The 9,320-nt window shown below is 56.7% G+C and carries 9 protein-coding genes and 5 pseudogenes; 7 read left to right on the forward strand and 7 right to left on the reverse strand.

Going from position 1 to position 9,320, the window contains the following annotated elements; all coding sequences use genetic code 11:
• Positions 1-271, forward strand: a pseudogene (locus tag CO671_RS32525) (transcriptional regulator); the annotation flags it as partial.
• Between the two features lie 79 nt (positions 272-350).
• Here CO671_RS32525 and CO671_RS32530 read toward each other — a convergent pair.
• The 4 genes from CO671_RS32530 to CO671_RS32545 all read right to left on the reverse strand — a co-directional run bounded on the left by CO671_RS32530 (position 351) and on the right by CO671_RS32545 (position 3,987).
• Positions 351-1,586 carry a CapA family protein gene (locus tag CO671_RS32530; RefSeq protein WP_012489509.1) on the reverse strand — a complete coding sequence of 412 codons (1,236 nt, stop codon included), beginning with the start codon at positions 1,584-1,586 and terminating at the stop codon, positions 351-353.
• 81 nt (positions 1,587-1,667) lie between these two features.
• Positions 1,668-2,510 carry a transporter substrate-binding domain-containing protein gene (locus CO671_RS32535; protein WP_012489510.1) on the reverse strand — a complete coding sequence of 281 codons (843 nt, stop codon included), beginning with the start codon at positions 2,508-2,510 and terminating at the stop codon, positions 1,668-1,670.
• Between the two features lie 57 nt (positions 2,511-2,567).
• Complete coding sequence (locus CO671_RS32540) at positions 2,568-3,317, reverse strand: ABC transporter permease (RefSeq protein ID WP_012489511.1); 750 nt, start codon at positions 3,315-3,317, stop codon at positions 2,568-2,570.
• A 4-nt stretch (positions 3,318-3,321) separates the two neighbouring features.
• On the reverse strand, positions 3,322-3,987 hold the full coding sequence (locus tag CO671_RS32545) for an ABC transporter permease subunit (RefSeq protein ID WP_029875813.1): 666 nt from the start codon (positions 3,985-3,987) through the stop codon (positions 3,322-3,324).
• Positions 3,988-4,228: 241 nt separating this feature from the next.
• Between CO671_RS32545 and CO671_RS32550 the strand changes: the two genes are divergently transcribed.
• Together CO671_RS32550 and CO671_RS34435 are read left to right on the forward strand one after the other, a co-directional pair.
• Entirely contained in the window at positions 4,229-5,140 is a 912-nt protein-coding gene (locus CO671_RS32550) for a LysR family transcriptional regulator (RefSeq protein WP_029875814.1), read from the forward strand.
• Between the two features lie 173 nt (positions 5,141-5,313).
• Positions 5,314-5,491: pseudogene (locus CO671_RS34435) on the forward strand (IS630 family transposase); the annotation flags it as partial.
• 209 nt (positions 5,492-5,700) lie between these two features.
• Here the strand turns inward: CO671_RS34435 and CO671_RS32555 are convergent.
• Together CO671_RS32555 and CO671_RS32560 are read right to left on the reverse strand one after the other, a co-directional pair.
• Positions 5,701-5,811 (reverse strand): annotated as a pseudogene (locus CO671_RS32555) (IS630 family transposase); the annotation flags it as partial.
• A 58-nt stretch (positions 5,812-5,869) separates the two neighbouring features.
• Complete coding sequence (locus CO671_RS32560; protein ID WP_010068053.1) at positions 5,870-6,064, reverse strand: hypothetical protein; 195 nt, start codon at positions 6,062-6,064, stop codon at positions 5,870-5,872.
• A gap of 474 nt (positions 6,065-6,538) precedes the next feature.
• Here CO671_RS32560 and CO671_RS32565 point away from each other — a divergent pair, with 474 nt between their 5' ends.
• From CO671_RS32565 to CO671_RS32590, 4 genes and pseudogenes are all read left to right on the forward strand, one after another.
• A complete protein-coding gene (locus tag CO671_RS32565) occupies positions 6,539-6,715 on the forward strand; it encodes a DUF3606 domain-containing protein (protein ID WP_004668584.1) in 177 nt (58 codons plus the stop codon).
• 883 nt (positions 6,716-7,598) lie between these two features.
• Positions 7,599-7,832 (forward strand): annotated as a pseudogene (locus CO671_RS34625) (DUF5372 family protein); the annotation flags it as partial.
• 112 nt (positions 7,833-7,944) lie between these two features.
• A complete protein-coding gene (locus CO671_RS32585) occupies positions 7,945-8,403 on the forward strand; it encodes a hypothetical protein (protein ID WP_032984995.1) in 459 nt (152 codons plus the stop codon).
• Positions 8,404-8,501: 98 nt separating this feature from the next.
• On the forward strand, positions 8,502-8,999 hold the full coding sequence (locus tag CO671_RS32590; protein ID WP_225880307.1) for a helix-turn-helix domain-containing protein: 498 nt from the start codon (positions 8,502-8,504) through the stop codon (positions 8,997-8,999).
• Here CO671_RS32590 and CO671_RS33595 read toward each other — a convergent pair.
• Positions 8,981-9,170 (reverse strand): annotated as a pseudogene (locus CO671_RS33595) (transposase); the annotation flags it as partial. The gene CO671_RS32590 and the pseudogene CO671_RS33595 overlap by 19 nt on opposite strands.
• Between the last annotated feature and the right edge of the window lie 150 nt (positions 9,171-9,320).

Below are 9,320 nucleotides of genomic sequence, written 5' to 3' on the forward strand. Positions count from 1 at the left end.
CGTCAGCGCTTCGATGCTCTACGAGCTTGCCAATTGCCTCAAGATCCCTGTTTCGAGGTTTTTCGAAGGTCTTCCAGATCCCGAAACCACTCAGGGCCAGCAAATCATAACAGAGATCGATGAGAAGATTGCCTACATTTCCACGGCGGAGGGACGGCGTCTGATAGACGACGTTTTGCTCCTTTCTCCGCGTGTGCGCAGCCGGGTCGTTGCCCTCGTCAGCTCGATTGTCGATGAAGAGATGGAAGAACACAAGGACGTTTCCCCATGAAAAGACCAACAAGAGCGCGGCCGCAAATTGGTCAGCGGTTCGTAAAGTTCTCGTCGCGCACTGCAGGTTTATTCCGCATCTAAAAAACGATCTGGCCGACGTTCTTCTCTCGGTCAAGCACAGTGCCAAAACCGGTACTGCGGTCGGCAAGATCGTCAAGGATATCTGCCGCCGTTCTGCCATCGGCAAGCACAGGGAAGGGGAGGCGATCGCGTGCAGGATTGGATAATGCCTCGGTTCCCCCGATCACAATCGGGCGCAAGCGGATATTCTCCAGCCGTCCGCTAGATTCAAAATTGCAGGTCGCGATGACGCTTCTCCACACCTCCGGCGGGCTCCATTCCTGTTCGTCCTTTTCCGTATGGAAGAGGAAGTTGCCAAGGCCGTAGAAAATTGGCGTATTCCGATATATCTCGACCGCTTGAAGGACCGGAGCGCCATGGCTGACAAAGAGGCCTGCGCCCGCGTTCACGCAATCGTGCGCAAATTCTCGCACCCAGGCGGGGACTTGCTGCCAGTTCGGCTCCCAATGGTGATGATGCAAATACACGATGACGAGTGTGTCGCGGCCCGCTTCTTCCGCGATCGCCGAAAGGTGAGCCCAGGCGCTGTGCCGGTCCACGACGATGCGGCGAGCCGTCTCATCTGATCTGCGAAACACGGTTCCATAGAAATCAATTTCGTCTTGGCCATGAAGATCAGGCGGATTCTCCGGCTGGGCATAGTTCGCGCGCTCCAAGGGCGAACTTAGAAGACGCTCTTGAATGGAGCGAAGCAGGTTGAATGTTCCCGTTTCCAGGTCGAATACCCTGGAGACCTTCAGCCTATTGATGCCGGGCCTTGCTATCCTGCCCTCAGTTGCGTCCTCAGCGTACATGAAAGACGGGCCTGGCCCAGCGTCCATGGCAATCAGCGCAACATTTCGGGATCCGAACGTCATTTTCTGTGCCGTGGAAGCGTGATGCTTGTTGTGGCCGATGCCGGCATGCAGGAAATTGTGTGCCGCAACCTCCTCCAGCGTCGAGAGGATCCCCGGCGGTCCAAGATCGAAAGCATGGTTGTTCGCCAGAGCCAGGCTATTGAAACCGAGCTCCTTCAACGCGGCCAAGACATCCGGCGCTGCAGCGCCGAAATAGCTGCCTTTGAGCGGCCATCCACCATGACGACCATAGATAGTCGTCTCGAGATTGGTGAAGGCAACATCGCTTGCTTTGAGGATCTCGGCGATCTCAGCGAGCCGTGGATCGCCGATCGCTCGAAGATCATGACGGATGAGCGACTGGCCGGTGACAGCAATGGAAAAGGGTGCGGACATATGGTTTACCTTCGATCTTTGGGACTGCCGACTGCTCACGCGCTATGGCTTCGGGGGAAATGCGTGTCGTAGAGCCAGTGTCTAGTTCGATGTCTGCGGCGAAACATCGATCTTGAACCATTGCTCGCTCAGCCGCTTCAGGGTTCCGTCGCTCGTGGCGGCCTCGATGGCGCTATCGAATGCCGCAACCAGTTCGCCGTCGTCTTGCCGAAGCCCGACGCCGACACCCGGGCCCCACAGGCCACCGGAGAGCCGCGGGCCGTAGAGCGTTGCAATCCCGCCATCCGTGCTGTCGAGGAAGGCTTTCCAGGTGAAATAGTCGGCAAGGCCGCCATCGATGCGCTCAGCTACGAGATCGAGATGCATGTTGTCCTGGGAATCGTAGCTCCTGATCGTCGCGACCTTTCCGAACAGTTCATTGAGCACCGCTTCCGAATTCGATGATCGCAATACGCCTAGAGTTCTGCCGTTGAGAGCGGCTCGAAGCTCCTCAATCTTTGCCTGCTTTTCAGGGTCGATAGTTGTGAGGTCGAGCTCGGCCGACGTATCCGTGGGCGGAAGATCGAGATCTTTGCGTATGACGAGTTGGTTGAAACCTCCGGCGTAGGGCTTGGAAAAAGCGATCGATTTCTTCCGCTTCTCAGTTATCGCCATCCCCGACATGATGGCATCGAACTTTCCAACGGTGAGCGCCGGTATGATTCCGTCCCAGTCCTGAGGCACGAAAGTGCACTCGAACTTCATCCTCCGGCAAAGATCGCGGCCGACGTCGATGTCAAAGCCGGCGAGCTCCCCTTGGGGGGTGATGGCATTCCAGGGCGGCGAAGCACCTTCAGAGGCGATTGTCAGTGTCTTCCTGTCCATTGCTCCCGCGTTGTTGGCGCAGACGACAAGAGACAGGGCAAGCAGAAGTGTTCGTTTCACGACGATGTTCCTTTCATTGCTGAGTTTGATTGTTGGCGTCCGGGATGTGGGCTGGCGTCAAGTTTCAGCCGAGGCGAGAGGCGGCTTTCCGTTCGCTCTTCGAGGTACAGGTTGCGTCGGCGGTGGACGGTTTGCCGTCGGCGTCCAACGCGTCTCCAGCATCTGGAAACCTTGCGTGATCAAGAGGGTAAGCAGCAGATAGAAAGCCCCCGCGGCAATGAAGACCTCGTATGGGGCGAATGTCTCCGACACCAGCTGTCGGGCGAGCCCGGTCACCTCAAGCAGCGTGATGGTGCTTGCAAGGGAGCTTGCCTTCAGCATTCCAACCACCTCATTTGCATAGGCGGGAAGAGCGATCCTGAGGGTCAAAGGGAACACGATAAGACGGGCAGTGTGGAAACGGGAAAGGCCCAAGGCTTTGGCCGCTTCAATCTGCCCACGCGGGACCGCCTGGATCCCGCCGCGCAGAACTTCTGTCGTATGGGCGGCGCTGTTCAGGGTGAAAGCAATGAAGGCGCACCAGAACGGCTCTCGCATCACGGCCCATAGAAAGCTTTGGCGGACGAGGGGAAGCTGGCCAATCCCATAGTAAATCAGGAAAAGCTGAACCAGAAGTGGCGTGCCGCGGAACGCATAGGTATATGCCAGCACGGGCGCGGAAGCCCACGGATTTGATGATGCCCGTAGGAAGGCGAGCGGGACCGAGACGGCGAAGCCTGCGGCAAGCGATGCGAATGTCAGAACCAGAGTGAGAAGAAGGCCGCGGGGAAGGGTGAGAAACGCTTCAAGCGCGATGGTCATGCTCATTGCCTCAACCTTTCATCGCCGGGAGCGAATAGCGGCGCTCCAATAACCGGAACGAAAGAAGGGACAGGCTTGTGAGGGCGAGGTAGATTGCAGACGCTGCGAGATAGAAGGGGAGTGGAGCGCGCAGTGAGCCTGCGCCTATATAGGCGACGCGCATGACATCCGTCAGCCCGACGACGGAAATCAGCGATGTATCCTTTATCAAGGAGATGCAGAGGTTACAGAATGCCGGCAGAGCGATCGGGATCATCTGGGGAATGATGATCAGAAACCAAATCTGCGAGTTCGAAAGCCCGAGCGCTGCTGCAGCCTCTCGTTGGCCTGGTGCAACCGCGTTGATCGCACCACGGAATATTTCCGCGGCGTACCCACTGAACACGACGGTCAGTGCCGCGACACCGGCCGCAAATGCATTAATCTCGATGTAGCCACCGGCAATCGCGCTCAAAAGGGCGGTTCCGCCGAAATACGTTAGGAGGATGATCAGAAGTTCCGGAACACCCCGGATGATGCCCGTGTAGGCCCGCATGCACGATGAAACCGACTTGCGGGTCGAGTTGCGGAGAACGGCAATAAGCAAACCTAATAGGGTCCCGAAAGCGCAGCTCAAGGCAAACACTAAAAGTGTGTTCTTCAATCCAGATAAAAATTGATCTACAAATGCGTACAATGCAAGTCTCCAATATCTTGCGAGCGCACCGAAATCGGAAAGGTATTCTCCCGACATATACTAAGAGCTTGCCGAGATTTAACCGAGGGTAGATTGGATTTATTAGCTTAACCAGCGCTCTAAGTTTGGCGTACGTCAAAAATATACTTTGACTTGCCGCCGTCAATTTATAAGATTCAGGAAGTTTTAATAAGCGCAACTTATGAGGCGCGTCGCTCGACCACGATTGAGATTCCCGGCCATGGAAATCACCGACTCCGGAGTGAAGATCCGCCACCTTCAAATATTGCGGGAGGTTATGCGCGCCGGCTCGGAAAGGCTCGCAGCGCAGATGTTGCGAATAACCCAGCCGGCGGTCAGCCAAAACATCAAGCAGCTAGAGGAGACTGTCGGCTTCGCGCTCTTCCGCCGGGAAAACAACAGGTTGATCCCCACCGTCAAGGCATGGGAATTTCTACGCACAATCGACGCGGCGTTTGCCGGACTTGATCGGATCGGACCGTCAATCGACTTCCTGCGGAACAACGATACGCGAATGATCGGCATCGCGGCGCCAAGCACTTTTTCCTTCGCGACCTTGCCGAAAGTGGTCAAAAGGATTCGGGAGAGAAGCCGCTCTTACGCCGTTCAGGTGAAAACAGGCACGTATGAGCAGATTGCAGATCATGTGTTAAACGGCCGCTCGGATCTTGGCATCTCCCGATTGCCTATTGATGAGCGCATTCTTGATTGGGTGCCGGTCGGCTCGGCCACCAACGTATGTCTTTTTCCGGTCAACCACCGATTTGCGGCACAGCAGCTTGTCACTGCCGAAGATCTTGCCGGTGAGGCGATCATTGATATCGACCCGCAATTTGCCTCTCACCAAATGAGCGTCAATGCCCTTCGATATATGGGAACCGCTCCTGACATCGCCGTGGAATATGACGCCAATGGCCACGACATTGGCTATGTTATGGCAGGGATCGGCGTTTCGATTACGAACGAGATCATCGCGAGAGAATATGCTGACTTCGGCGTCGCGTTCCGCCGATTTCATCCAGGGGCAATATATCACTACGTCGTCGTTTGGCAAAAAGATCGAAAGCTGAGTGATAGCCTAAGATTTGCATTGGAAGAGATAGTCGCGGCTTTGACAGATCGGGCTGCTTGACGATCGCATCGAGGTATGACCCTCGCACCGTAAAACAGATGTTGCGAGTTCATGCTGAACCGCGAGTTGTGCGCGTAAGCTTAGAGCGGGATGATTTTAGGTAGACCCGTGAGAAGGATTCCCTATGACGCAAATCAGATTCATCCTTCTGGCCGGTCAGGAGGCTGAGCTGGATGGCGAGACCTGTTTCGAATAACCGCGAGAAGTTGTAGAAGCGGTGATACAGGAGGGGTGTGGTGCCGGGCGGCGTCCAAGCGCTTCCGCATTGGCATCAGCATCGCGATCGATTGGGTGCGGCGCGTGACGCGACGGACAGCGCAGCCCGGCAGGATGAGTAGCCACAAGCCGCGAACGGCGGTGGCTTACCTAAGCCACCGAGCAGATAGTTGCGCCATATCGTAGAAGAACATCGCGACAATCGGAACTGCGTCGGTTGGCAGAAGCGGACCGGTTGTTTGTGCGATCATTGGTGCCATGTTCTCTTTAAGTGATTCTGCAGTTATCTTAAAATGGCGGATGACACTTCAATTGGACGCAATATCGACTAGAGCAAATCCTGTTCAATCCGGCTCATATCCAGCAGCCCTGAAGTAGTTTGCGCATTCTGTCGGCGTGAAGCGGAGCATCAATGCGCCTAGGACGTCCCATAGAGCATCGATCTTTCGTTCCGCGCCCTCCGTGGTTGACTGCGGCCCCTAAACCGGGACCGCGTGCCGGTGGCGACGGAAGCTATGAGATCACATGCTCAATGCGCTCGAGGTGGTGCTGAGGCACGATCTGAAGGGGTTCCTCGGCCGCTGCGATTTCCTCGACCGTAAGTCCGGTGGCGATGGCCAGGTCCTCAAGGCTGTAGCCCTTCGCAATCCTGGCTTCGCGGCGACGAGCGGCTGCGGAGGTGTTGTCGGCGGTAGCAAATTGATCCATTCCAAACTCCAAATCACGTTGATGTAGCGGCTGAGGGGGATCTGTCCCCGATGGGTTGGCTCCTTCGTGGTGCCGACTCGGTCAGAGGTTAGCCGCAACCTGCCGAGCCGCTTGGTTTCTCTTCGCAGACGACGCTCTTGCGTGGCTTCCGCCGCGATCTTGTTCTGCGTTCGGATGCCGAGCGCTCCTGCATTAGCGCTGTTGTTCTAGTCCTGCTTTCTATGACAATCAATCCATGGGTTTGCTCATAGGCACACGACGAGCCGTACCAACTGCCTGGGAAGAATTGTCCGCTACTGATTAACTGCGGTCGCAGATATGCCTTGCGCGATCTCATCGTCGAAGTGAACCATCTCGCCCGAGGCCATGTGCAGCGCGTCCGCGACATCGCCGAAGCGCGCCTCACCATAACGGAGGCCGGAACTTATTGAATCGGCGCCCGTTCGTAAGGACCGACATTAGGAGGATCTCACCATGGCAACCACATCCAAAGCCCGCAGCCAGGATCGTGCTCGCGTCGCAGGTGGTCAGGATCACGAGGTGAAGTACGAAGCCCGGAAGGAAGGCATTTCCAAGGAAGCGGTGAAGAAGACCGTGAAGAACGTAGGCAACAGTCGCAAGAAGGTCGAAGCCGAACTCGACCGGCACTAATCCGGGTTGGAGAGTTCAACCGTGAGGGTCCGCAGCCATAAAGTCAGCGGCGGAAACAGCCGCTGAAAGTCTGGCTCCGACGGATCATAACGCAGCGGCGGAAGGCGCCTGACTGCAGGAGTTGACGACCCCGCAGGAAGCGTTTCGGAGCAAGGCTATCGAAGCTGCGGGATACAGCGCCGTCGAGCAAAGCCAAAAGTATTGGGACGCCGGAGCGTTTCTTGCAAGGGGCGGAGCCGCATCGCATGAGGAAGGGGCTGGCGAGCGAACCCAACGAGCTCCAAAGTCGCGATACGCGACGGCGTCGGCTGACTTTACCTGCAGAACAGAATTCAGAGGCCCACAGACCGTGGGGCACCGCGTGCGGACGCCGGTCCCGACCGGTCCGTTCAATCGACTTCTAGAAGCTGCCATCCCGTTTTTGGGACCGGCCAGCATCGTCGATCTTCTCGTGCTCACTGCGCTGAATAGGAAGCGCGGTCGGTATTAGCCATTCTCCCGTAACGCCAAAGGCGAGCGGCGGAGCGCCGATCAATCGCCCGAGTCGGGTCTCCAGTGTTTGAAACGATGCTCAGGGAAGCGGTCGACCTGAACCTCGCTTAAATCCTGCGGAGTATTCCATTGCCGACATGCCAGTCGATCAGATCCCGAAACAGGCTTAGCGAGTGCCACGTGCATCGTCGTCCCGATGTGGACTGTAGACTAGCTTCCTGCATAGGGCGATGCGATCCTGAGTTGCGTTCATGTGTCCTCTCCTTGGCGACGGAGAGACCCTAAGCTATGCCGACTAGGCGGCTGCTATGGTGCCGGAAACGTTGGCAAAGTCGGTTAATCGGCATAGTTTGCTGGTCAGTATAAACGTGCTTTTGCCGCGCGCGGCAAAATGCAGTTTGAAGCAGCGTCGCGATCGTCGCCCAAGTCCTGCCGCCGCCTTCCGAGCCGGGTTCATAATGCCGGATTTCCGACGTTTGAAGCAAGGGTCACCTATCCCTTCCATCCACTGGTTGACCAAACCGTCTTGGTAACCGGCAGCCATGAGCACGAAGGCGTTCACTATCTGCTCATTCTGGCACACGGTGGTTCATTTCAAATTCCGGCATGGATGTTTGATCCTGCGGCAAGTTCGATCGAGATCGTAGCTGCGCCGCGCCTTTCGGCAACCAAACTCGTTGAACTGCGCGCCAAGCTTTGTTGCCTGACTATTCCGTTGCGGTCGCTGCGGTCGCCGATTGCACATTCAATACTCCGGGAAAGGCGGCAATACGCAGCGATATGTTTGTCGCGGCACGTTCGGCGCCATGGCGGTCGGCAACTGTATCGGGTTCGGCGGCATGCGGGTCGATCGGGCCGTGGCGCAGGAGGTGCTCGAGCGATTGCAACCTCTGGGAATCGAGGCGGCCTTGCGGGCAATGGAGGCGCACACGCAGCGTCATAGCGACAATCAACAGCAACTCGAGAACTTAATCAAGCAAGCACAATACGAGGCTGCCAGGGCGCCCCGCCAGTATGATGCTGTCGATCCGGGCAATCGGTTGGTCGCCGGCGAACTGGAGCGGCGCTGGAATGAGAAGCTGATCCTATTGCGTGATCTCGAGGTCCAGTTCGAGATGCTCTCGACCGACCGTAACACGCCTGCTTTATCGGCCGACGACCGTACAAGATTGATGATGCTCGGTAGCGATCTATAGTAAGGCATGGGACAGGTCCCGACGCGTCTATCGAGACACGCGAAAAGATCATTCGGCTGCTGATCAAAGAAATCATTGTCGATACCGTTGACGACACATTGGCGCTCGTCATTCATTGGCAGGGTGGCGATCACACCCGGATGACGGGGAAGAAAAACAAGATCGGCCAGACCCGCTGGGCAGTTAAGGCTGATGTTGTCGATCTCGTTCGCAACTTGGCGAGGCAGTTGCCCGATTTGTCGATCGCAGCGATCTTGAATCGATCCGGCAAGCGGACAGGGCATGGCGCCAGCTGGACGCGAAGCCACGTCTGCAGTCTTCGCAACATCCACGGCATCTCCGTCTATCGAGAAGGTGAACGGGCCGAACGCGGTGAGAGAACCCTCGACGAGGCCGCCGACATTCTAAAGGTGAGTCGAGCTACCGCCTACCGGATGGTCAGCAGCGGTGTCCTTCCCGCTCGCCAGTTATGCACCGGAGCGCCGTGGATCATCCAGCTTTCCGACCTTCAACACGAAACCGTGCGCCGCGAAGCCGATGCCAGGCGATCCCGGCGTCCGATATCTCAGGATCCGGTTCAAAATCCTCTTTTATAGACATCATCAGATGAGGAGTATGTCGCGCCCTCGTCACCTTCAGCAAACAGGCTATTTTTTCTTAACGCCTGGGGCTTGATTGCCCGCTCAACATGTGGAGTCCACTTCGACGCGGCCGTCTTTCAGGAAGCGCTCGAAGATATCGCGGCGCGATATGGAATAGCGGAGAGCTCCGCGAGTTTTGATTTTCCGGGTAACGCCCCTTAGCCACGAACAGGCACATGATCCTTGGCGCGATTTGAAGTCCACGTGAATTCCCTTGTCCCCAGCGCAACCGTCGACATTTCTCGCAAATGTCGGGCATCCGCCACTTTTGTCAGG

Origin of the sequence: Rhizobium sp. M10, assembly GCF_002531955.1 — a bacterium.
In the GTDB taxonomy this organism is placed as follows: Bacteria; Pseudomonadota; Alphaproteobacteria; order Rhizobiales; family Rhizobiaceae; genus Rhizobium; species Rhizobium etli_C.

Coding starts and splice junctions, on each gene's coding strand:
- CO671_RS32530 (WP_012489509.1), bottom strand. CDS start 1,586: ATGTCCGCACCCTTTTCCATTGCTGTCACCGGCCAGTCGCTCATCCGT.
- CO671_RS32540 (WP_012489511.1), bottom strand. CDS start 3,317: ATGAGCATGACCATCGCGCTTGAAGCGTTTCTCACCCTTCCCCGCGGC.
- CO671_RS32550 (WP_029875814.1), top strand. CDS start 4,229: ATGGAAATCACCGACTCCGGAGTGAAGATCCGCCACCTTCAAATATTG.
- CO671_RS32560 (WP_010068053.1), bottom strand. CDS start 6,064: ATGGATCAATTTGCTACCGCCGACAACACCTCCGCAGCCGCTCGTCGC.
- CO671_RS32565 (WP_004668584.1), top strand. CDS start 6,539: ATGGCAACCACATCCAAAGCCCGCAGCCAGGATCGTGCTCGCGTCGCA.